Raw genomic sequence first — 22,053 nt, forward strand, 5'->3', positions numbered from 1 at the left:
ATGTTAGGACTTTTGCAACAGCCCCTTTCTTTTCCTTTTGTGAAATCGTTATTTATTTATCTATGTATTCTAAGGTTCTATTATAATAACAATCCTAGTGATTAAAATAATATATAATGAAATAGTTTTCATAAGACTTTTAATATGATACAATGAAATTAAGAATATGATGAAAGGAGTTTGTCTATGGGATTTTGTTTAAAAAAAGATCAGGCTAAGCTCGATGAGTTTTTAACCTTCTTAGAAGATAACAAAGATAGGAAGGGAGCTATTATGCCAATCCTTCAAAAGGCCCAGGAGCTTTTTACCTACATACCTGAAGAAATCGTTGACATGATGGCCCTTAATATGGGGGTCCACTCTTCAGAAATCTACGGAGTTGCAACCTTCTATTCCCAATTTTCCCTCATCCCAAAGGGAGACCATGAGATTTGTGTATGCCTTGGCACTGCCTGCTATGTCAAGGGTTCTGATAAGATTTTGGCAGAGCTTTCTAAAAAACTTGGCATAGGAGTGGGCGAGACTACACCTGATGGCAAGATTTCGCTTGTGGAGGCCAGATGTATTGGCGAATGCGGCAAGGCACCTGTTGTTAGCATCGACAATGACAGGATTATTAGCCAGGCTGACCCATCTATGGCAGATGAAATAATTGCGGAGACCTTGGGGGAAGTTTATGAAAGTTGACCTTAAAAATATAAAGGAAAAGGGCTTTGCCAAGCTCATTTCCAGGATAAAAGACGATGACTCTTTCGATATAAATGGCGAAGATATAAGGCTTAGGGGAGATTTTTACGAAAAACAAGTAAGGCTTGTCCTTAGAAACTGCGGCATAATCAATCCTGCTGACATTGAAGAATACATAGGCCGTGATGGCTATTTTGCCCTTGCTAAGGCACTTTTTGAAATGGATAGGAAGGAAATTATCCAGGTCATTACAGATTCTGGCCTAAGGGGTCGTGGTGGGGCTGGTTTTCCAGCTGGACGCAAGTGGGATACAGCCTTTAGGCAAGATAACCCTACCAAATACATAATATGCAATGCCGATGAGGGCGATCCTGGTGCCTTTATGGATAGGTCTGTCCTTGAATATGACCCCCACTCCATCCTTGAAGCTATGGCCATAGCAGGCTACGCAGTCGGGGCAAATAAGGGATTTATCTATGTCAGGGCCGAATATCCTAAGGCTGTCAAAGCTCTAGATATAGCCATCAAGGCTGCCAAGGACTTAAATCTCTTGGGCGAAAATATAATGGGAACTGATTTCTCCTTTGATATAGAGCTAAGATTAGGGGCTGGGGCCTTTGTTTGTGGCGAGGGTACCGCCCTTATGGAATCTATCGAAGGCAAGCGTGGCCAGCCTAGAAATAAGGAATATAGGACCACTGTCAGGGGCCTTCGGGGCAAGCCAACTGTAATCAACAACGTCGAAACCCTGGCCAATGTGGCCCAAATTATCCTAAGGGGAGCAGATTATTTTAGGGCCTACGGGACAGAAAAATCTCCAGGCACCAAGGTCTTTGCCCTTTCAGGCAAGGTCAAAAATTCTGGTCTTGTGGAAGTAGCCATGGGCACTCCTATTAGGACCATTGTCTATGACATAGGCTGTGGGATCACAGGTGATAGAGAGGCTAAGGCTGTCCAAACCGGCGGCCCATCTGGAGGCTGCATACCTAAAAGACTTTTTGACACAGCTTGTGACTTTGAATCCCTCAAGGCTATCGGCTCAATAATGGGCTCTGGTGGCATGGTTGTAATGGATGAGACCGACTGTATGGTCGATGTGGCAAGGTTCTTCCTAGAATTTTCTTGTGATGAATCTTGCGGCAAGTGCACCCCTTGTAGGATTGGAAACAAAAGACTCCTTGAAATGCTTGATTTGGTCACATCTGGCAAGGGAAGTATCGAAACCCTAGATAAGCTTAAGGAATTATCAGAAATTATCTCTGATGCTAGCCTTTGCGGCCTTGGCCAAGCTAGTCCAAATCCAGTCTTATCTACACTACATTATTTCTACGATGAATACCTTGCCCATGTTACAGGCCATAAAACTTGCCCTGCTGGCAGGTGCAAAGACCTTTTAAACTACCAGATCACAGATAAGTGTATAGGTTGTGGCAAGTGTGCTAGGCTTTGTCCAGTAGGAGCTATTAGTGGAGAGAAAAAGACTAAGCACCTAATCAACCAAGATGTCTGCATCAAGTGTGGAACTTGTATGGCCTCTTGCCCAGTTTCTGCCATTAGCCTAGGATAGGAGGAAATATGCCAAAGATTTTAATAAATAATAAAGAAATAGAAGTCAGAGAAAAAACTACCATCTTAGAGGCCGCTAGAAGGCTAAATATAAAGATTCCTACCCTTTGCCACATGGATTTATCCGGGGTAAATTTTGTAAATAAAATCGCCTCCTGCAGGGTATGTTTGGTGGAAGATTTGAAAAAAGATAAGCTAGTACCTTCCTGTGCGACCTTTGTTAAGGACGGGATGGAAATTTCTACAGATTCAAGCAGAGTTGTCAGGGCTAGGAGGGTAATTGTCGAGCTTTTACTTTCCGACCATCCAAATGATTGCCTAAAATGTGCCAAAAACCTCAACTGCCAGCTCCAAAAGCTTGCTAGCGACTTAAATATAAGAGAAATAAAATATCCAGGCGAGAAGAAAAATCTTCCAATAGATGCCTCTTCCTATTCCCTAGTCAGGGACCCAAACAAGTGCATCCTTTGCAAGCGCTGCGAAACCATGTGCAACGAGGTCCAAACTGTAGGTGCCCTTGCCGAAATCGGCCGTGGTTTTAAGACCCATGTGGGCTCTGCCTTTAACAGACCAATGTTTGAGACAACCTGCACCTTCTGCGGCCAGTGCCTGGCAGTCTGCCCAACAGGTGCCCTTACAGAAAAGTCAAATGTGGCCGACCTCTGGAAAATCTTACATAAGAAGGATGATGAGAAGATGGTCATTGTCCAGGTGGCTCCAGCTGTTAGAGTGGCTCTTGGAGAAGAATTTGGAGAAGAACCCGGCAAACCTATGACAGGAAAAATGGTCACAGCTCTCAGAAAACTAGGCTTTGACAAGGTTTTTGATACAAATTTTGCAGCAGACTTAACCATCATGGAAGAAGCCAACGAGCTTGTCGAAAGGCTTAATGGTCATGGCAAGCTCCCAATCCTTACCTCTTGCTGTCCAGGCTGGGTAAATTTCATGGAAAGCCAATTTTCAGACCTAATCGACATCCCATCATCCTGCAAGAGTCCGCACGAAATGTTTGGGGCCATTGCTAAATCCTATTATGCTAAGAAGATCGGAATAAGGCCTGAAAACATGACAGTTGTCTCAGTTATGCCATGTATAGCCAAAAAATACGAGGCAAAGAGGGATGAGCTTTATAACGAGGGCCTTTCTGATGTTGATATAGTCATAAGTACCAGAGAGCTTGCGGGCATGATCAAGGAAAGCGGGATTGACCTTGTAAATCTAGACGAAGACGACTTTGATAATCCTTTGGGAGAATCAACAGGAGCAGGAACCATCTTTGGAGCAAGCGGTGGTGTGATTGAAGCAGCCCTAAGAACTGCTGCCGACACCATCACAGGCGAATCTCTTGAAAAAGTTGAATTTGAAGACCTCAGAGGTCTTAGGGGAAGTAAGAAGGCTAGCGTAAAAATCGGCGAAAAAGAGCTTAACATAGCAGTAGTAAGCGGTCTGGGCAATACCAGAAGGCTTTTAGAAAAGATAAGAGCTGGCGAGGAAAATATCCATGCCATCGAAGTTATGGCTTGTCCTGGAGGATGCGTAGCAGGGGGCGGCCAGCCTTTCCACAAGGGTGATCTAAGCATTATCAAAAAACGAGCCGAGGGCCTTTATGGAATCGATAGGAAAAAGACCCTAAGAAAGTCTCACGAAAACCCATCCATAAAAATCCTCTACCAAGAATTCTTAGAAAAGCCAGGCTCAGAAAAGGCCCACAAGCTTTTACACACTTCTTATAAGGCTAGGCCAAAATACTAAAAAAGGGGCGAGCATAGGCTCGCTCTTTTGTTATATAATATATGTAAACACTTTTAATTAGAGTGATAAAATTGAAAAAGAAATTTATAAACGCAGTAATTTATGGTATCCAGCCGGCAATGGCAAGCTCATGAATACCCTAGATAATGGCATCCACATGGCCCAACTCATGAAGGAAGAAGATTTCGACAAGGACCTTGACCTTGTAACCATAAATGGGGCAAGGGCAATGAACATCAAAAAACTTACTGCCTAGATATAGGAAAGTCAGCCAACTTCATCATCCTAGATGCAGATAGCCCATATGAAGCCATCAGAAATAGGGCAGAGTGCCTAGCCAGTGTAAGATGTAGTGAATTTTTATTTAAAAAGGCCAAGAGGGCCTATGAAATAGATTTAAATTTATAAAGATATAAGAATTAGGAAACTGCTAAGCCCCGACTATGGGGCTTCTTCTATTTGTATTTCAATCGCTCCAACAATTAATCTTAAGGAAAGCAAGATAAGTTTGATAGCTGTGCGCTTGCCTGTCCTATTTTTTCCCATATAAATCTAGGAGCTAAAACCTGAATTTAAACTAATACTATAAGACAATTAAATTTAAAAGTAAAAATGATCCCGAATCTGGGACCATTTTTGTGTTTTTATAATTTATTGTTGATTTTTCCTATCATATTTTTTTCAGAAATATAAAAAGCGAAAGAGATTAATAAATAAATTCCAACAAAGAAGATGGCGGAAATTACAATAGAGAAATCATAATTAAACCACTTTAGGTAAAGTCCTGCACAAATGAAATAGATAAGCATTGCACAGAAATGGATGGCATGTCTTAAATAAACCGCCCTATTCTTGTTTTCGAAAATATTCGACATTAGGACAGATATCAAACCAAAGCCACCGTAAACAAGGCATTGGATAATTTTTGCATAACCTGGCGCTTGATTTGCTACAAAGTCTGGAACACCAACTAAATTTTCTTTAATTATCATAGATAAAATTGCCTCAATTAAGGAACCTATTCCTACACCAGCCAAGAATCCACCTAATAAATTTTTAAATTTTTCCATAAGTCCTCCTAAAGGCCGAGAGCCTTCTTAAATTCTTTTAAATTTCTCCTAGAAACATAAGCAACATCTCCGTTTTTAAGTTCAACAGCGATTGTTCCTGTAAAAGATAAGTCAAGCTTTTTGACAAAGTCGAGATTTACAATATCTGAACGGGATATTCTTATAAATTTTTTCTTATCAAGCCTCTGATCTAATTCATAAATAGCCAGTCTTGATGAAAAAGTTCCGTTCTTTGTTTTTATAAAAACACTTTTATCTTGGGCGAAGATTCTTATAATTTCTTCATGTGAAAGTATAAAAACTTCCTTATCACGAAAAGCCACAAGCTTGTCTACTAATCTATCAGCAAGTAAATCTTTTATGGTTTCGACTTCCTTAGAATACTCCTTGGCAAATATTTTTACCCTCGTTTCTTCAATGGTTTCGTCAATAATTATGTCAACTTTCATCCCTACCTCCTGCTTATATAATAATATCAATTTCAAAACTATGCATTAATTTTCTGATAAAAGGTTAAAATTGAAAGATAAGAGGTTGAAAAATTTATCTTTATATTTCCTTTTTATCAAAATGACCCTAAACTTAAGCTTTGTTTTTTATTGACTAAATTTACCAAACATTCTAATAGATTGACATAAAGGCTAATAACTGGTATAAAGAAGGGTATGAATTTATTCAATAATTTTTATAATAATAGAAAGGAAATAATATGACTAAAATAAAAAAATCTCCCGATAAGAAGTCGGGCGGGATTTTAGCTAGGATAGAAAGGGTGGGCAACGCTCTTCCCCATCCGGCTATTATCTTTGTAATCATGATTGCAATTCTTGCAGTGATTGCACAAATTTGTGCATCTGCAGGAGTTACCGTGAATTATTATGATGCCAAGGCAGAAAGCGAGGCAACTATTGCAGCTGTAAGCCTCTTAACTCCTGAGGGCATCCGCTATATGTTCTCATCACTTGTGCCAAACTTCACATCCTTTGCACCCCTTGGAATTGTCCTTGTGGCTATGCTTGGGGTAGGTGTGGCTGAAGATGCTGGATTTTTTGATGCAGGTCTTAGAAGGATGCTATCAAATGTCCCATCCCTCATCCTTACAGGGGCTGTTGTTTTTGCAGGAATCGTATCAAATATCGCATCTGATGCGGGATATGTAGTTGTAATCCCTCTTGGGGCTATGATCTTTGCCCAAGCTGGCAAGCACCCAATTGCAGGTCTTGCTGCTGCCTTTGCAGGTGTTTCTGGAGGCTTTTCAGCCAACCTCATCTTTGGCCCAACCGATGCCCTTCTTTCAGGCATTACCAACGAGGCCCTAAGGGCGGCCAATATTTCTGCAAGCGTGGATGTGGCTGGCAACTGGTATTTCCTTCTTGTTTCAACCTTTATCCTAACTATAGTAGGAACTGTCGTTACAGAAAAAATCGTAATACCAAACCTGGGTACCTACACAGGAGACTATGTCCACGAAGATGCCCCTCTTACAGACCTTGAAAAAAAGGCACTCAAAAATTCTCTTATAGGCCTTGGGGTTTTCTTGTTAGTCCTTGGATTTTTGACAATCCCACAAGGGGCTATCTTAAGAGAAGCTGACGCTCATGGCAAGATGACCCTAGATGCCTTCCTATCAAAGGGGCTAATTGCTGCGATCTTCCTAATGTTTTTAATACCAGGTTATATCTTTGGTAAGACTGTAGGAAAAATCAACAACTCAAAAGACCTAGTGGCATCAATGAGTAAGTCCATGGAATCTATGGGAAGCTTCTTGGTACTTTCCTTCTTTGCAGCTCAATTTGTGGCATTTTTCGCCTATACTAATCTTGGTACCATCCTATCTGTCAAGGGTGCAGAATTTTTGGAATCAATCGGCCTATCAGGCATTGGACTTATAATTTTATTTATAATCCTATCAGCCTTTATCAACCTCTTCATAGGTTCGGCCTCAGCCAAATGGGCAATCATGGCTCCAATCTTTGTGCCAATGTTTTATGGCCTGGGCCTATCACCAGAGCTTAGCCAGATGGCCTACAGGATTGCAGACTCATCAACCAACATCATAAGCCCGCTAATGAGCTACTTTGCCATGATTGTAGTCTTCATGCAAAAATACGATAAGGAAAGAGGCCTTGGTACCCTAATATCAACCATGCTTCCTTATTCCATAGCATTTTTAATCTTCTGGACCATCCTATTAATAGTGTGGATGATTTTCAAAATTCCACTAGGACCAGGAGCAAGCTTATTTGTATAAAAATACCTCTAGCTTAGCTAGAGGTTATTTTTTTGCTTATTTATGAAGTTTTTTGGCAAGGCTTGGGCTAATTATAGCCGATAAGACCACGCAAAGGCTCACTATGGCAGCAGCTAATCCTGCGTAAGGGACAAGTTCTGGATTTGACCCTGCCATAAGCATTGGCACAGAAGCTGATACTCCTGCTAGGGTAGACATAGCTACAGCTGATATGCCCTTTCTTTTCATAAAAACTCTCTAATTTACCATCCTTATGTGTTATTTATACTTATTAAAAAGCTTGCCAATAAATGAACCTATTAAACTTATCCCACCAAAAATAAAGGTATAAATAAAGGCGCTGTCATTATAATCAATAAAGACTGATGGGACAAAAAGCACCATGACAAGAATCGGATATGCCCAAGAAAAATTATTTTTGTAGCTATAAATTAGAGCTGTAAAAAGACAAATTAGCGGTATTACCAAGAGCAAAAGAAACATGGCAGAGCCTGTATCAATCATAAGCTTTGGTGATATATAAAATGCCACAGCATCGATTAATAAATATGGAAGCATCTTTTTAAAATTTTTCATAAATGCACCTCTCTTTTACTAATTAATACCCAAAAACTTCCTCCTCTAGCTTTTTGTTTAAAAATATACTATAATCAAATAAAGGAGAGGTTCTTATGGATGAGAAAAGGAAATTCAAGCTTATAATAATAGCTTTCATAAGCTTGTTAATTGTAGGGGTTACAGGCTATATGTCCCTATCCAAGGTAGACATGATAGATGCCCTTTACATGACAGTTATAACTATATCTACAGTAGGCTTTGGCGAGCTGGGCACAACAAATGATGCCTCTGAGCTATTTTCGATATTTATGATTTTTATGGGAGTAGGTATAGTCGGTTACACCTTCACAACAGTTGTAGCCATGTTTGTAGAAGGAAAAATCGGAGATTTATGGAAGGGAAATAAGATGGAAAAGAAAATCAAGGCCCTAAAGGACCACTACATAATATGCGGTTCAGGGGAGCTAGCAGAAGTTATCATAGATAATTTTATAAAGAAAAATAAGGATTTCGTTGTAATAACAAATGATCATGCGGACCTAGACGATTACAGTCACCACGATATCCTCGTAATCGAGGGCCAATCTACAGAAGAAGACATCCTTGACCAGGCAGGGATAGCTAGGGCCAAGGGCCTAATTTCAACCCTTGATACAGAGGTAGATAATATTGTAACAGTCCTTACAGCTAGACACATGAATAAGGATATCTATATAATCTCAAATGCCATCACAAAATCAGGCAGCAAGAAGCTAATGAAAGTCGGTGCAAACAAGACCATCTCAGCCATAGAAATAAGCGGAAAGAGGATGGCCTCTCTCATAACCAAGCCAAATATAATGGCCTTTTTGGATGTAGTAACCAAGGTGGGCGATCTAGAGCTAGACCTAGAAGAAGTAATAGTCCACAAGGGATCCTACCTAGAAAATAAAAATCTCCTTGAAGCCCAAATCCCAAACAAAACAGGCCTTACCATCCTTGCTATAAAAAAGAAAGAAGACAATAAAATGCTCTTTAATCCACCTATAGACTATAGCTTTAAGATTGGCGATGTCCTAATAGTCCTAGGCCACGAAGAGCAAGTAGAAAAACTAAGGCACTTGGGAGATGAGATAAAATAGAAAATAAAATTATTATATTTTTAAAAACCCATATTAGAATTTGTATCTACGAGCTTATTTTCAATTGCTTAATACAAGATGAGCCTTGAATAAAATTTAATAATCAATTCAAAGAGAACATATCTTCTCTCGAGCCATCGACAAAATCATTTTCTGATGTCATTCAGACGAACGAAGTGAGGAAGAATGACATGAATTCAGGATTCCAAATTTAAGTATTTAAAAATATATTAATAAGTCTACACTCTGAGAGAACATTTGTTCTCTTTTTTTAAGTCTTAAAAACTAAAATTTACTTAGAAATTACTAGGTTCACTATATTCTTCTTACAAGTGTAAATTAAGAATACTTGCACTTAGTCTTATTTTCTTTAACTAATCCTATATTCTTTGAAATTTATGACATATTTATTTTTTATGATAAGACAAAACTTTTAATTTCTTATATAATGATATTGATTATCAGTATGAAAGGAGCTTGATATGACCTTATATAAAAAATTATTTTCATATATGCCTGAGCGAAAATTCCACGGATTATTAGCTGTGATATTATCAGCTTTTGGCATAGTCTTAGAATTTTACGCTTATTACCTCATTTGGATTTTGCTAAAAAACGTTTTTATTGGACAAGATTTAAAAAACTTAGCAAATTTTCCTACTAAAATCTTAATCCTATTTATCAGCTATGGAATTTTTTATTTTTCCGGTACATGGATGAGTCATTTAGCTGGTTTTAGGCTTGAAACTCGCCTTCGTGAAAAGGGAATAAGACATTTGTTAAAGGCTTCTAATAGCTTTTTTGACACCCACGATTCTGGCCAGGTCAGAAAAATCATTGACAACAATGTCGAACAGACCCATATGATTGTTGCCCACCTTATACCAGATCAGACTTGTGCAATACTCACTCCCATCTTTATGATTATTTTAACTTTTATTATCGATATGTATTTGGGAATATTTTTCCTAATCATTATAGGCATATCCTTAGTTCTAATCAAAAATATGATGGGTGACCAATCTTTTATGAAGATTTATATGGATAAGCTTGATCAAATGAATGCAGGAGCTGTGGAATATGTTAGAAATATGCCAGTTGTCAAAATTTTTAACGCCCCTCTTGTAGGTTTTAAGAAACTTCACCAATCAATCCTTACTTACAAGGATATGGTCTACAAATATTCTATGTCTTGCAGGATTCCCTTCGTCTTATTCCAATGGATTTTAAATATTTTCATCATAAGTCCAGTTTTTCTTGCAATTTTTATGGTAAGCAAGGGAGCAGATCCTCATATATGGGCGGCTAAAATTTTATTTTTCACCCTTTTTATGGGGATGTATTTTGCTAACACTATGAAAATTATGTATGTATCCATGTACATATTCCAAGCAAATTCTGCAGTTGACAATCTTGAGAGTTTATTTGAAGAAATGAAAATCAAAGAAATCTCTTTTGGCAAGGAAGAAAACTTTTCATCCTACGATATAGAATTTAAAAATGTAGATTTTTCTTATGACGGCTCTCATAAAATCCTCGAGGATTTTTCTGTCAAATTTGACCAAGATAATGTCTATGCACTGGTTGGTTCTTCTGGATCTGGTAAGTCTACAATAGCTAAGCTTATTTCAGGCCTATATCCAGTTGATTGCGGGGAAATTCTTATAGGAGGCAAAAATATTTCTTCTTATAAAAAAGATGCCTTAATGGATAAGATAGGCATAGTTTTTCAAAATCCTCAACTTTTTTCTGGCATTTCAATTTTTGATAATGTAAGGCTAGCAAAAAAAGATGCTAGTAAGGATGAAGTTTATGAGGCTTTAAGGCTTGCAAGATGCGATGATTTTATAGAAAAATTTAAGGATAAGTATGATGCAGTTATTGGTGCAGATGGGATAAACTTATCTGGTGGTGAAAAACAAAGAATATCTATTGCAAGGATTTTCCTAAAAAACCCTAAAATTATTATCCTAGATGAGGCATCAGCTGCTGCCGACCCAGAAAATGAATACGAACTTCAAATCGCTTTTAAATCTCTAATTAAAAACAGGACTACAATCATGATTGCCCATAGGCTTTCTTCTATTAGAGGAGCTTCCGAAATTCTCCTTGTAGAAGATGGCAAGATTGTAGAAAGAGCTAGTCATGATAACTTGCTAAAAGAAAATGGTAAATACAAGAACTTCGTAGACCTATATGAGACTGCAAACGAATGGAGGGTAAACTAATGAAAAAATATCTTAAAAACCGCTTCGCTCTAACAGATAAGGGCGCAGAAGGAGCTATAGTTGCAATTAAATATTCAACCCTCAAAAGCCTTTCCTACATGCTACCTATTATGCTTTTGATGTATGTCCTCCAGGGCTTGCTTGGTCTTGGTGATATGAAGCTAGCAATTTCAATTCTAGCATTTTTCATAATAGGCCTAGTGATGCTTTTTATAATTAATAAGGACTATATCACAACCTACAACGAAACCTACAAGGAATCAGCTAATCTAAGGATAGAGCTTATAGAAATCATCAAGGAATTGCCCCTTTCCTTCTACTCAAGAAGAGATATAACCGATCTTTCTCAAACCATTATGAAGGATGTAGATACAATTGAGCATGGCCTTAGTCATTCTCTACCTAGTTTTTATGGATTTTTGATCAATTTCGCTCTTATTTCCATATTACTTTTACTTGGCAATTTCAAACTAGGCCTTGCTGTTATTATTCCTATTGGCTTTTCAATTATTTTAAATTTATTTTCAAGGAAAATGCAAATAAAGGCGACCGGGACCTATTACCAAGAGCAAAGAAAGTCCTCAAAAATTTTTCAAGAATTAATTGATTTGTCTACAGAAATCAAATCCTACAAGCTATCAGATGAAAAGGAAAAACAGGCAACAACCTTTGTAAAAGACCTTGAAAAAAAGCATATAAAGACTGAACTAGGACAAATTATACCGATAGTATCAGCTACTATTATTGCAAACTTATCCATAGCCCTTGTAATATTTGTCGGACTTGGACAGCTTATGGCAGGAGAAATTAATATTTTATACTTTGCAGGCTACTTGTTTGCAGGAGCAAGACTTATTGACGGAGTGGCAGCCTTTAACCAAGCCTACGGGGAATTAATGTATATGGATAGCCCTATAGAGAAAATTAAGGCCCTTAGGAATGAAAAAATCAAAAAAGGAAATAGGGCTGATATAAAATCATTTGATATTGAAGGAAAAGATGTGGAATTTTCCTACCTTGATGATAAAAAGGTAATAGATAAGATTTCCTTTAAGGCCCTTCAAGCTAAGACAAGCGCCCTAGTTGGCCCATCTGGTTGTGGTAAATCTACCCTAATAAAGCTGATAGCTAGACTCTACGACTATGATAAAGGAATAATTTCTATTGGTGATAAGGATATAAAAACTACAGATACAGCTGATTTATTCAAGCATATTTCCATGGTCTTTCAAGATGTAATTCTCTTTAATGGTTCTGTCATGGATAATATTAGAATCGGAAAAGCTGATGCTAGTGATGAAGAAGTATTAAAAGCCGCTAAGCTTGCAAATTGTGATGAATTTGTAAACAAGCTTAAGGATGGTTACCAAACAGAAATAGGGGAAAATGGCAGCAAGCTATCTGGAGGAGAAAGGCAAAGAATATCAATAGCAAGAGCCTTTCTAAAAAACGCAGAAATAATTCTTTTAGATGAAATAGCAGCAAGCCTTGATGTAGAAAATGAAAAATATATCCAAGAATCCCTTAACAAATTGACAAAAAATAAGACAGTAATAATTATATCTCACAGGATGAAATCAATAGAAAATGTCGATCAGATAATTGTTATGAATGATGGCAAAATAGAAGCCTTCGGCAAGCACGATGACCTTCTTAAAAACAGCAAAACTTATAAAAAAATGATAGAATCTTCCAAAAAATCAGAAGAATTTATCTACTAGGAGGAAATAATGAATAAATTTGGAATACGTGATTTAGTAAATGCAGGAGTCTTTTCACTACTTACTGTAATGGCCACTTGGTGCGGAGGTATGATTGGCTTTGTGCCAGTCTTAATGCCTCTTGTCCCTTTTGCTTGTGGCTTAGTCTCAGGTCCTGTCTTTATGCTTTATTCTACAAAGATAAATAAGTTTGGCATGGTTTTGATTATGGGTATAATTTTTGGCCTTGTATTTTCTATGTCTGGCCATGGTGCAATTGTTCTACCAGCCATAATTATCTTATCAATAATCTGTGAATTTATCTTAAAAACTGGCTCCTATAAGTCAATCAAAACCGCAAGAGTTACCTATACAGTCTTTATGATTTTTGCAGCCGCAAATCTAATTCCTATGTATCTAGCTAGAGATTCTTATGCTAAATCCCTAATAGACCAAGGATATGGAGAAGCTTATGCAGAAAAATTACTCTCAGTAATGCCTACATGGTCCTTCCTACCTGTTGTAATCTTAGGAATGATTGGTGGCTATCTGGGTTGCACTATAGGAATAAAGATTTTAAATAAACATTTCAAAAAAGCAGGTATGGCTTAATGAAAATTGATTTTAGGACCAAGTTCTTTTTGACCTTAATAATAGGTATAAGCACTATGGAAGGCTCACTAGCTAGGAGATACTACTATCTGGGTATCTTCCTAGCGCTCCTCCCCTATCTTTTTGCCCTATATGATAGAAAAATATCCCTTGTCTCCAAGGGTATTTTTTATACTGGCTTAGCCTTTCTTGGGCAAAATATAATGGAAAAATTCCCAAATAGCTTTTGGGCAATGATTTTAAATCTCTATGCCGGCATAGTAATTAAGATACTACCAGGAGTTATTATGGGTTATTATACTATGACCACCACAAAGATGAGCGACCTTGTTTACTCCCTTCAAAAGATAAAATTTCCAAATACAATCATAATCCCTATTTCTGTCATGTTTAGGTTTTTCTACTCCATCAAGCAAGATTACAAAATCATAGGAGAAGCCATGTATATGCACGATTTAACCCTAAAAAATTTTTTCAAAAGCCCATCAAGATTTATCGAATACAAGTTTGTTCCGCTGCTTATGATTACATCCCAAACTGCCGACAATGTCGCTATATCAGCCATGACCAGGGGAATGAAAGTAGATGGCGAGAGATCATCAATTTCAAGTGCTCAGCTAAGAAGCATAGACTATATATTTCTTGCCTTTGGAATATTTATAATTAGCTTATTTATAAGGATAAAATTATGCTAGAATTTAAAAATTTTTCCCTAAGCTTTAAGGAAAGTGACAAGGAAAATAAAATACTAGATCAAATAAATATAAAATTTGAAAAAGGAACAATAAACGTCATCACCGGAAAATCAGGTGCTGGCAAATCATCATTAATTAAAAGTATAAATGGGATAATACCAGAAATTGATAAGGCAAAGCTTGCTGGCGACTTACTATTAAATGGCAAGTCACTTTTGGATAAGGATATAAGTAGTAGATCAAATTTCATAGCAACAGTTTTTCAAAATCCTAAAAACCAGTTTTATGCTGTTAATTCTCTTGATGAAATAGCCTTTGCTCTGGAAAATAGAAACGAGCCTAGGGATAATATATATAAGAAGATTTCTTACTATAGCAAGCTTCTCTCAAGCGATAGCCTACTTAATAGAGATTTATTCACCCTTTCAGGTGGTCAAAAACAGCTAATTGCAATAACTTCTGTAGCTGTTATGGATAATGAGGTCTATATCTTTGATGAGCCTTCAGCATCCCTTGATAAAGAGTCGATAAAAAAACTTTCCTCATGCTTAGAGGTCCTAAAAAGCATGGGCAAAATTATAATCATAGCTGAGCATAGGCTCTATTATCTTAAAAACATTCTGGACAAGTTAATAGTAATAGAAAATAAAAAGGCCATCACATACACGAAAAACCAACTGACTCCTAAAATCATAAAAGACCACAAATTAAGGACTCTTGATGAAATAAGAAAAGAAGACCTAAAGTCTGATAAGTACCAAATAAAAAATCTCTTTGACAAAAATTGTGATAATACGCAAGGTCTATTATGCAAGGATTTTTCTTGTGCCTACAAAGACTCTCCCCAAATTTTTGATTTTTCCATTTCTTTTGAGCCTGGTATATATTTTATAATTGGGGCTAATGGTATAGGCAAAAGCTCATTTATTAGAAACCTATGCGGTCTAAATAAAAAACAAAATGGAAAAATCTATTATAAAAATAAGCTTATAAAAAATCATGGAGCCTATATTTCCCTTGTCATGCAAGATGTAAACTATCAGCTTTTTACAGAATCAGTTGAAATGGAGATGGCAATTGTAAGCGATGATAAGAGTCTAATAGAAAAAATCCTATTAGCTTTAAACTTAGCCGATAAAAAAGACCGCCATCCCCAAAGGCTATCTGGCGGAGAAAAACAAAGGCTTGCCCTAGGTCTTGCTATGGCAAGTCCCAAAGAAGTAGTCATCCTAGACGAACCAACATCTGGTCTTTGCTATGAAAATATGCAAAGGCTTATTGAAATAATAAAGCAAATGAAAAATGCTGGAAAAACTATAATAATCATAAGCCACGATTATGAATTTATAAAAAATACTGACGAAAATATAGTGGAGTTTATAAATGAAAGATACTAGATTAAAATCTTGGGGTTTTGAATCCTTCCCAACAAGTGATCCTAGGATTATAAAATACATGGGCATAGAAAATGCCGAAAATAAGATGACTTCTTATGAGCTTATACCTGGCGTCTTTGTCTTATATATTAGCCTTGACAAAAAATATGAAGCCAAAAATTCAGCCTCAAAAGGCAGCTTAGGTTATAGGATAGGCTATTGCTATGAGGGAAACTACTTTACCTATATAAAAGATTCAAAGGTCTTAATAACAACTAATGAACTCTTTATAGGCAGATCTATACCAGAATCGAAATTTTCCTTCACAACTAGCCACAGAACTAGGGCCTTTAATATTATAATCTTAGATAAAGTCCTAGATAAAAACTCCAAGCTCTTCCCTTACATTGGCAAATTCCTCTATAACTTTAAAAATATAAAGAATATGGGCTATGTAATGAGAGAAAAAAGCCTAATAAATCTTGCCGACAACTTAATTCTAGCCCTAAAAAGTGAAGATTTTTTACTAATAAAATTGCTAACCCTAGAGCTAATTTATAGGATTGGAAAAATAGGAATAAATCCAAATAAGATGAACTATTTTAATATGAATCACACTGAACTCGTTAATGAAATTGAAATATATATGAGAGAAAATCTTGATAATGATATAAGCCTAGAAGAAATCTCTAAGAAATTTAAAATTTCAAAATCAAGTCTAAATGATAAATTTAGCAAAACCTTTCAATACACACCTATGAAATATATACAAAGACTAAGATTGATAAAGGCCCAAGAACTACTTCTAAAAAGTAACTTAAGCATTATTGAAATAAGCAATGACCTTAATTTCAAAAATCCATCCAACTTTACCAGAGCTTTCAAGGATTTCACAGGCCTAAGCCCAAGTTCCTACAGAAAAACTAACCAGTAGTAAAAATAATCTAAAAATCATAAATAAAAACGCCCCTATTAGCAAATGAAAATATAAGCATAAGCTCTTAGAGGCGATTTTTTATTATAATCCTATGAAATTTTAACCATTGTAGGCTTCTTCATCTACAAATAGATAAACATTTGGATGAAGGTTTAGAAGAGAGCATGGAAGCTCAGTTGAAATTGTATCATCATTTAAGAGTCTTTTTACAGCTTCATGTTTGCTCTTGCCACTAGCAAGTACTATTAGGGTCTTGGCATCAAATACTTCTTCAACCCCCATTGAAAGGGCGTATTTTGGAACTTCATCCTCATTTTCAAAAAATCTTGAGTTGGCTTCGATAGTAGAGTCTGTTAATTTTATAATAGATGCGCGTCTATTTAATTTATCAGCAGGCTCATTAAAGGCTATATGGCCATTTGGTCCAAGACCTAGGATTTGAATATCTCTTTGGCCAAAATCATCCAAGATTTTTCTGTATTCGATAGCATATTTCTCATCATTTTCTGGAGCATATGGTAGGTGGGTGTTTTCTTTATTGATATTTACATGATCAAAAAGATTCTCATCCATAAAATAAGAATAGGATTGTTCATTAGCCTTATCAATTCCTACATATTCATCTAAGTTCACACTCTTAGCATATTTAAAAGAAATCTCCCCTTCTTTTTGGGCAGCTATCAAGTTTTTATAAAGACCGATAGGACTAGAACCTGTCGCAAAACCAAACTTTATTTGAGGCTTTTCAATCATATTGCTAATAACAAGCTCACTAGCCTTCTTGCTCATATCATCATAATCTTTGCATACTATAACTTTCATATATAACTCCTTTAATGGTAATAAAAATTTTATAGATAAAATTTTTATGGTTCTCACAGTTTTTCAAGCACGAAGTGCAAAGAAAAACGAACTGGAAGCCTTACTTTCCTTATAGTTATATAGATACCCATTTTAAATATTTTTACCATCATAGGCAAAATAAAAAACCCGACCGAGGCCGGGTTTGATATTTATTTTAGTCTTACTAATATTGCAAAATTTAACAAGTTAAATTTTGTGCTAAAGCATCAGACCTTCATGCAATCCGATTTCATCGGATTGTGATAGGTCTTCATAAGGAACGTAATCTTTTTATTTATAATGCTCAGTGATTTTTATTTAAATTACTCCTATTCGTCGTAATTAAAATAAAAAGTCACATAAGGTTTCTCATCAGTTTTAACTTCGCAAGCTGTGCTTGCTTGAAAAACTGTGAGAATCGCAAAAAATCGCTTACGATTTTTTTACTACCATTATATTCGTCGCATGTCCTCAAAGAGCCGGGCAGGCTTGCTTAAAATTACATAAATTTTTTCATCAATTGCCACTGTGTTGCTGACGCAGCTTGGAAAATTGTGAAAACCATAAAAATTTCGAAATTAAAAACCCGACCGAGGCCGGGTTTGGTGTTTTTATTAGTATTGCTAATATTGCAAAATTTAACAAGTTAAATTTTGTGAGGAACGTAATCTTTTTATTTATAATGCTCCTATTCGTCGCATCATAAATAAAAAATTACATAAATTTTTTCATCAATCTAACCTTCGTGCTACGCACTCGGTTATATTGTGAAAACCATAAAAATTTCGCAATAAAAACCCCCGGCCATAGCCGGGGTTAAAGAACGTAATATTTTTATTACAGTCGCTCCTATTCGTCGCGACTTTCATAAAAAATTACATAAGGTTCTTCATCAATTTCTACTGCGGTGCTTTGCACCTTGAGAAATTGTGAAGACCGCAAAAATTTTGCTTATAAAATTTTTGCTACCATTAATAGTTAAATGCTGCTACTTCGAACCATTCTTGTGGGTGGTGGCATGCTGGGCATATTTTTGGAGCTTTTTTGCCTTCGTATAGGAAGCCACAGTTTCCACATTTCCAGATTACTGATTCTTCTTTTTCAAATACTGTGCCATTTTCTACATTGTCGTGTAGTTTTTGGTATCTATCTCTGTGAGCTCCTTCAGCTTTTGCTATGTTTCTGAATGCTCTAGCGATTTCGTCAAATCCTTCTTCTTCTGCTACGTCAGCAAATGCTGGATACATATCTTCGCATTCTTCGTTTTCACCATCGATAGCACCTTGTAGGTTTGTTAATGTGTCATGCCAAATTACTGGCCAAGCTGTATAGCCTTCTGTTAATTCGATTGTTTCTAGTTTGTATTCTTCTTTTAGGAATTTATAGAATCTTGCAGCGTGTTCTCTTTCGTTCATTGCTGTTTCTCTAAAGATAGCTGCGATTTGTCTATAGCCTTCTTTTTCTGCAGTTTTTGCAGCATATGTATATCTCATGTTAGCTTGTGATTCACCAACGAATGATGTAATTAAGTTTTGTGCTGTTTTTGTTCCTTTTAATTCTGCCATAATAATCTCCTTTATATTTTTTGTGACTTCATATCACCTGTTATTCATACTATATCATTAATTATACAAATGTCAAGAATGATTCTAAAGTTTTATTCTTTCTAAGTATGATATGTATAATCATTATCACTTGCAGGCATTAATTCCAAAATTCTTTTAAAATACATATTTCCATAGATTGTTTAGATGTAAGTAGAAGAATTGTTTTTATAATGAATCCTACTCTTATGATACTGATAATGATTTTCATTTTGAAACATTATGCAAACTAGTGATTAAAGTGTTTTATAGGAAATATAATTTGTTATAAGAAATTTCCTTTAAGGGTATAATCATATAAAGAAGGATAGGAGGAAACATGAAATTAGATTTAAAAAATGTTAACTTAGAAAATTTAAAAGACTATGAAGAAAGAGCTCTTGATGCTTTCGATACTCTTATTAATAAGTCAGGCAAGGGCAACGACTTTCTAGGCTGGATTGATAGACCAGTTAACTATGACAAGGAAGAATTTGAAAGAATCAAAAAGGCAGCCGAAAAAATTAGAGCAAATTCAGATGTTCTTGTATCCATTGGTATAGGTGGATCCTACCTAGGTATCAAGGCTGTGGATGTGGCTTGCGATTCTTATTTTAACTCAAATAGAAAAACTCAAATAATCTATGCAGGCAACCAAATTTCTGGCCAATACATGGTAGAACTTCTTGACTACCTCAAGGATAAGGACTACAGCCTTAATGTAATATCAAAATCAGGTACAACCACAGAGCCAGCCATAGCTTTTAGATTCCTAAAAGAAGCTATTGAGGAAAAATATGGCAAGGATGGTGCAAGAGAAAGAATTTTTGCCACAACAGACAGGGCCAAGGGTGCCTTAAAAGACCTAGCTACAAAAGAAGGCTACGAAACCTTTGTAGTGCCAGATGATATAGGTGGAAGATTTTCTGTAATATCTGCTGTAGGCCTACTCCCACTAGCTGTAGCAGGAATTGATATAGACGAATTTATGGCAGGTTTTGCTGATGGTAGAGAAAAATACACTCTTAAATCCATGGAAAATGATGCTATAAAATATGCAGCAGTAAGAAATATGCTCCATGAATCTGGCAAAGACATCGAAGTCCTTGTAAATTACGAACCAAAGCTAAAATATGTAGCTGAATGGTGGAAACAACTTTATGGCGAAAGCGAAGGAAAAGATGGCAAGGGAATCTTCCCAGCAAGTGTAAATAACACAACAGACCTCCACTCTGTAGGCCAAATGATCCAAGACGGAAAGAGAAACCTATTTGAAACAGTAATAGAAGTCGAAAATGTAGACAAAGACATAAAAATCAAAACAGATGCCGACAACCTAGATGGCCTAAACTACCTAGCAGGCAAAAAAATGTCCTTCGTCAACAAACAAGCCATGGAAGGTACAGCAATGGCCCATGTAGAAGGAAATGTACCAAATATTAGGATTAAACTAGACAAGGTAAACGAAAGAACTCTAGCAGAACTCTTCTACTTCTTCGAAATAGCAGTAGGAGTATCAGGCTACATGCTAGGAGTAAACCCATTCGACCAACCAGGAGTAGAAGCATATAAGAAAGCAATGTTTAAACTACTAGGTAAACCTGGATATTAATGGTAGCAAAAATTTTGTAAGCAAAATTTTTGCGGTCTTCACAATTTCTCAAGATGCAGAGCACCGCAGCAGAAATTGATGAAGAACCTTATACATGAAAAGACCTCAACCGAGGTCTTTTACTTTTTACCAAATCATAAGGTCTTCTGCTTTTTTAATAAGGTCCTCCCTAAAGTCAGGATGAGCTATTTTTATTAGGGCCCTGGCCCTTTCTCCTAAGGTAAGGCCTGTAAGATCAGCCACTCCATATTCTGTAACTACGTAATTTACATCATTTCTGGATGTTGTTACTGCTTGATTTTTTGAAAGATAAGGAACTATTTTTGAATAGGTCTTTTCATTTCCATTACCATCTTTTTTTGTGTAGGTTGAGTGCATAGCTAGGAAAGACTTGCCCCCTTCTGACCTTTGGGCCCCATTTACTGTTTCTGACTGGCCCCCAGTGCCAAAAAAAGGCAGGCCATTAACAGTTTCTGAGGCCGCCTGACCGTAGAGGTCTATTTCTAGGGCCGCATTTATGGATACAAACTTCTTATTTAGGCCGATTGTGTAGGGGTCATTAGTGAAAGTAGATGATTTAAAGAGGACACTTGGGTTATTATCTATATAATCGTAGAGCCTTTTGCTACCTAGGGTGAAGGATGCTACAGAATATCCATTTAAAAGGCCCTTTTGCGAATTATCAACCGCCCCGCATTCTATCAAATCTATCATAGTTTCTGTGAACATCTCTGTGTGGATGCCCAGGTGCTTTTTGCTTTTTAATTCATGGGCCACAGCATTTGGAATATTGCCTATACCAAGCTGGATTGTAGACCCATCTTCTATATAATCTGCTATATAGGCTCCGATCTTGGCATCTATTTCTCCATAAGGGGCAAGCTTTACAGTTGGTATCGGATGATTTGCCTCAACTATGGCATCCACCCTTGACACATGGACCTGATTGTCACCAAAGGTCCTGGGGAAATTTGGATTTACCTCAAGAAGGGTAAGGGCCCCGGCTTCTATAAGGTCCATTTCATAAACATTTGACACGGACAAGGAAAAATACCCGTGCCTATCCATTGGTGATACAGTACAAATTACAACCGGCCTCCTATTTTCCTTTTCAATCCTCTTTAGGGTCTTTTTTAAAATAGTCGTAGACCTTTGTGGGACAGGGCTTACCAACTTTTCCTCATAGGCCTTCCTAAGACCAGGAGACATAAACCAGGCGTGGTGGTCCAAAATTCCCTTCATATCTTGGTCGTGAAAATAATCATAATCCCTAAGGGGTAGGCAAGTCACAAGGACACAACCCCTTACTCCAGTCTCTTTTAAGTGCCCGAGATTAGACATGATTTCAATTGGCTCAGCTGTAGCCTGGGCTGAGAAAATATAGTCCCCATCTCTTATCAAATCCAAAGCCTTACTTGCAGTCATCACTTTTTTATCATAAATATCTTTATACTTTGTCATT

The 22,053-nt window shown here is 36.7% G+C and carries 20 protein-coding genes; 13 read left to right on the forward strand and 7 right to left on the reverse strand.

The window, feature by feature from the left end:
- The first annotated feature begins 186 nt into the window (after positions 1-186).
- The 4 genes from ACCQ42_RS01910 (at position 187) to ACCQ42_RS01925 (ending at position 4,261) form a co-directional block, all read left to right on the forward strand.
- Positions 187-687, forward strand: coding sequence for an NADH-quinone oxidoreductase subunit NuoE family protein (locus ACCQ42_RS01910; protein ID WP_410035181.1), 501 nt, complete (start codon positions 187-189; stop codon positions 685-687).
- Positions 677-2,254 carry an NADH-ubiquinone oxidoreductase-F iron-sulfur binding region domain-containing protein gene (locus ACCQ42_RS01915; RefSeq protein ID WP_410035182.1) on the forward strand — a complete coding sequence of 526 codons (1,578 nt, stop codon included), beginning with the start codon at positions 677-679 and terminating at the stop codon, positions 2,252-2,254. The genes ACCQ42_RS01910 and ACCQ42_RS01915 overlap by 11 nt, the downstream gene beginning before the upstream one ends.
- Positions 2,255-2,262: 8 nt before the next feature.
- On the forward strand, positions 2,263-4,005 hold the full coding sequence (locus ACCQ42_RS01920) for an NADH-dependent [FeFe] hydrogenase, group A6 (protein ID WP_410035183.1): 1,743 nt from the start codon (positions 2,263-2,265) through the stop codon (positions 4,003-4,005).
- 130 nt (positions 4,006-4,135) lie between these two features.
- On the forward strand, positions 4,136-4,261 hold the full coding sequence (locus ACCQ42_RS01925) for a hypothetical protein (protein WP_265213420.1): 126 nt from the start codon (positions 4,136-4,138) through the stop codon (positions 4,259-4,261).
- Positions 4,262-4,649: 388 nt separating this feature from the next.
- Here the strand turns inward: ACCQ42_RS01925 and ACCQ42_RS01930 are convergent, their stop codons facing one another.
- Together ACCQ42_RS01930 and ACCQ42_RS01935 are read right to left on the reverse strand one after the other, a co-directional pair.
- Positions 4,650-5,075 carry a DUF3021 domain-containing protein gene (locus ACCQ42_RS01930; protein WP_410035184.1) on the reverse strand — a complete coding sequence of 142 codons (426 nt, stop codon included), beginning with the start codon at positions 5,073-5,075 and terminating at the stop codon, positions 4,650-4,652.
- A gap of 8 nt (positions 5,076-5,083) precedes the next feature.
- Positions 5,084-5,524 (reverse strand): LytTR family DNA-binding domain-containing protein, encoded by a 441-nt coding sequence (locus tag ACCQ42_RS01935; protein ID WP_265213416.1) that lies wholly within the window; start codon positions 5,522-5,524, stop codon positions 5,084-5,086.
- A gap of 260 nt (positions 5,525-5,784) precedes the next feature.
- Here ACCQ42_RS01935 and ACCQ42_RS01940 point away from each other — a divergent pair, with 260 nt between their 5' ends.
- A complete protein-coding gene (locus ACCQ42_RS01940) occupies positions 5,785-7,326 on the forward strand; it encodes an AbgT family transporter (RefSeq protein ID WP_410035185.1) in 1,542 nt (513 codons plus the stop codon).
- 36 nt (positions 7,327-7,362) lie between these two features.
- Here ACCQ42_RS01940 and ACCQ42_RS01945 read toward each other — a convergent pair whose 3' ends face one another.
- The gene (locus ACCQ42_RS01945) at positions 7,363-7,554 is read right to left on the reverse strand and encodes a 2-keto-3-deoxygluconate permease (RefSeq protein WP_410035186.1); all 192 of its coding nucleotides are present in this window, start codon (positions 7,552-7,554) and stop codon (positions 7,363-7,365) included.
- Positions 7,555-7,584: 30 nt separating this feature from the next.
- Complete coding sequence (locus ACCQ42_RS01950; RefSeq protein WP_106461337.1) at positions 7,585-7,902, reverse strand: hypothetical protein; 318 nt, start codon at positions 7,900-7,902, stop codon at positions 7,585-7,587.
- Positions 7,903-7,997: 95 nt separating this feature from the next.
- On the opposite strand from ACCQ42_RS01950, the gene ACCQ42_RS01955 reads away from it, so the two are divergent.
- The 7 genes from ACCQ42_RS01955 to ACCQ42_RS01985 all read left to right on the forward strand — a co-directional run bounded on the left by ACCQ42_RS01955 (position 7,998) and on the right by ACCQ42_RS01985 (position 16,550).
- The gene (locus ACCQ42_RS01955; RefSeq protein ID WP_410035187.1) at positions 7,998-9,005 is read left to right on the forward strand and encodes a potassium channel family protein; all 1,008 of its coding nucleotides are present in this window, start codon (positions 7,998-8,000) and stop codon (positions 9,003-9,005) included.
- A 482-nt stretch (positions 9,006-9,487) separates the two neighbouring features.
- Entirely contained in the window at positions 9,488-11,233 is a 1,746-nt protein-coding gene (locus ACCQ42_RS01960) for an ABC transporter ATP-binding protein (protein ID WP_265213409.1), read from the forward strand.
- The gene (locus tag ACCQ42_RS01965; RefSeq protein WP_410035188.1) at positions 11,233-12,954 is read left to right on the forward strand and encodes an ABC transporter ATP-binding protein; all 1,722 of its coding nucleotides are present in this window, start codon (positions 11,233-11,235) and stop codon (positions 12,952-12,954) included. The genes ACCQ42_RS01960 and ACCQ42_RS01965 overlap by 1 nt, the downstream gene beginning before the upstream one ends.
- A 9-nt stretch (positions 12,955-12,963) precedes the next feature.
- Positions 12,964-13,545 carry an MptD family putative ECF transporter S component gene (locus tag ACCQ42_RS01970; RefSeq protein WP_410035189.1) on the forward strand — a complete coding sequence of 194 codons (582 nt, stop codon included), beginning with the start codon at positions 12,964-12,966 and terminating at the stop codon, positions 13,543-13,545.
- Complete coding sequence (locus tag ACCQ42_RS01975; RefSeq protein ID WP_410035190.1) at positions 13,545-14,240, forward strand: energy-coupling factor transporter transmembrane component T; 696 nt, start codon at positions 13,545-13,547, stop codon at positions 14,238-14,240. The genes ACCQ42_RS01970 and ACCQ42_RS01975 overlap by 1 nt, the downstream gene beginning before the upstream one ends.
- Positions 14,234-15,637, forward strand: a complete 1,404-nt coding sequence (locus ACCQ42_RS01980) for an ATP-binding cassette domain-containing protein (protein ID WP_410035191.1) — start codon at positions 14,234-14,236, stop codon at positions 15,635-15,637. The genes ACCQ42_RS01975 and ACCQ42_RS01980 overlap by 7 nt, the downstream gene beginning before the upstream one ends.
- The gene (locus ACCQ42_RS01985; protein WP_410035192.1) at positions 15,624-16,550 is read left to right on the forward strand and encodes a helix-turn-helix domain-containing protein; all 927 of its coding nucleotides are present in this window, start codon (positions 15,624-15,626) and stop codon (positions 16,548-16,550) included. Before ACCQ42_RS01980 ends, ACCQ42_RS01985 begins: the two co-directional genes overlap by 14 nt.
- Positions 16,551-16,652: 102 nt before the next feature.
- On the opposite strand, the gene nagB is transcribed toward ACCQ42_RS01985, so the two are convergent.
- Positions 16,653-17,375 carry a glucosamine-6-phosphate deaminase gene (nagB, locus tag ACCQ42_RS01990; RefSeq protein ID WP_106461329.1) on the reverse strand — a complete coding sequence of 241 codons (723 nt, stop codon included), beginning with the start codon at positions 17,373-17,375 and terminating at the stop codon, positions 16,653-16,655.
- A gap of 992 nt (positions 17,376-18,367) precedes the next feature.
- On the reverse strand, positions 18,368-18,961 hold the full coding sequence (gene rbr / locus ACCQ42_RS01995) for a rubrerythrin (protein WP_106461328.1): 594 nt from the start codon (positions 18,959-18,961) through the stop codon (positions 18,368-18,370).
- Between the two features lie 358 nt (positions 18,962-19,319).
- Here rbr and ACCQ42_RS02000 point away from each other — a divergent pair, with 358 nt between their 5' ends.
- Entirely contained in the window at positions 19,320-20,591 is a 1,272-nt protein-coding gene (locus ACCQ42_RS02000; RefSeq protein WP_265213397.1) for a glucose-6-phosphate isomerase, read from the forward strand.
- Positions 20,592-20,717: 126 nt separating this feature from the next.
- Here the strand turns inward: ACCQ42_RS02000 and ACCQ42_RS02005 are convergent, their stop codons facing one another.
- On the reverse strand, positions 20,718-22,052 hold the full coding sequence (locus tag ACCQ42_RS02005) for an acetyl-CoA hydrolase/transferase family protein (protein ID WP_410035193.1): 1,335 nt from the start codon (positions 22,050-22,052) through the stop codon (positions 20,718-20,720).
- Position 22,053 lies beyond the last annotated feature (1 nt).

Origin of the sequence: Anaerococcus kampingae, from assembly GCF_046365475.1 — a bacterium.
Lineage (GTDB): Bacteria > Bacillota > Clostridia > Tissierellales > Peptoniphilaceae > Anaerococcus > Anaerococcus kampingae.

Excerpts from the sequence above, each read along its gene's own strand:
- ACCQ42_RS01910 (WP_410035181.1), top strand. The coding sequence starts at position 187 with ATGGGATTTTGTTTAAAAAAAGATCAGGCTAAGCTCGATGAGTTTTTA.
- ACCQ42_RS01915 (WP_410035182.1), top strand. The coding sequence starts at position 677 with ATGAAAGTTGACCTTAAAAATATAAAGGAAAAGGGCTTTGCCAAGCTC.
- ACCQ42_RS01920 (WP_410035183.1), top strand. The coding sequence starts at position 2,263 with ATGCCAAAGATTTTAATAAATAATAAAGAAATAGAAGTCAGAGAAAAA.
- ACCQ42_RS01925 (WP_265213420.1), top strand. The coding sequence starts at position 4,136 with ATGAATACCCTAGATAATGGCATCCACATGGCCCAACTCATGAAGGAA.
- ACCQ42_RS01930 (WP_410035184.1), bottom strand. The coding sequence starts at position 5,075 with ATGGAAAAATTTAAAAATTTATTAGGTGGATTCTTGGCTGGTGTAGGA.
- ACCQ42_RS01935 (WP_265213416.1), bottom strand. The coding sequence starts at position 5,524 with ATGAAAGTTGACATAATTATTGACGAAACCATTGAAGAAACGAGGGTA.
- ACCQ42_RS01940 (WP_410035185.1), top strand. The coding sequence starts at position 5,785 with ATGACTAAAATAAAAAAATCTCCCGATAAGAAGTCGGGCGGGATTTTA.
- ACCQ42_RS01945 (WP_410035186.1), bottom strand. The coding sequence starts at position 7,554 with ATGAAAAGAAAGGGCATATCAGCTGTAGCTATGTCTACCCTAGCAGGA.
- ACCQ42_RS01950 (WP_106461337.1), bottom strand. The coding sequence starts at position 7,902 with ATGAAAAATTTTAAAAAGATGCTTCCATATTTATTAATCGATGCTGTG.
- ACCQ42_RS01955 (WP_410035187.1), top strand. The coding sequence starts at position 7,998 with ATGGATGAGAAAAGGAAATTCAAGCTTATAATAATAGCTTTCATAAGC.
- ACCQ42_RS01960 (WP_265213409.1), top strand. The coding sequence starts at position 9,488 with ATGACCTTATATAAAAAATTATTTTCATATATGCCTGAGCGAAAATTC.
- ACCQ42_RS01965 (WP_410035188.1), top strand. The coding sequence starts at position 11,233 with ATGAAAAAATATCTTAAAAACCGCTTCGCTCTAACAGATAAGGGCGCA.
- ACCQ42_RS01970 (WP_410035189.1), top strand. The coding sequence starts at position 12,964 with ATGAATAAATTTGGAATACGTGATTTAGTAAATGCAGGAGTCTTTTCA.
- ACCQ42_RS01975 (WP_410035190.1), top strand. The coding sequence starts at position 13,545 with ATGAAAATTGATTTTAGGACCAAGTTCTTTTTGACCTTAATAATAGGT.
- ACCQ42_RS01980 (WP_410035191.1), top strand. The coding sequence starts at position 14,234 with ATGCTAGAATTTAAAAATTTTTCCCTAAGCTTTAAGGAAAGTGACAAG.
- ACCQ42_RS01985 (WP_410035192.1), top strand. The coding sequence starts at position 15,624 with ATGAAAGATACTAGATTAAAATCTTGGGGTTTTGAATCCTTCCCAACA.
- nagB (WP_106461329.1), bottom strand. The coding sequence starts at position 17,375 with ATGAAAGTTATAGTATGCAAAGATTATGATGATATGAGCAAGAAGGCT.
- rbr (WP_106461328.1), bottom strand. The coding sequence starts at position 18,961 with ATGGCAGAATTAAAAGGAACAAAAACAGCACAAAACTTAATTACATCA.
- ACCQ42_RS02000 (WP_265213397.1), top strand. The coding sequence starts at position 19,320 with ATGAAATTAGATTTAAAAAATGTTAACTTAGAAAATTTAAAAGACTAT.
- ACCQ42_RS02005 (WP_410035193.1), bottom strand. The coding sequence starts at position 22,052 with ATGACAAAGTATAAAGATATTTATGATAAAAAAGTGATGACTGCAAGT.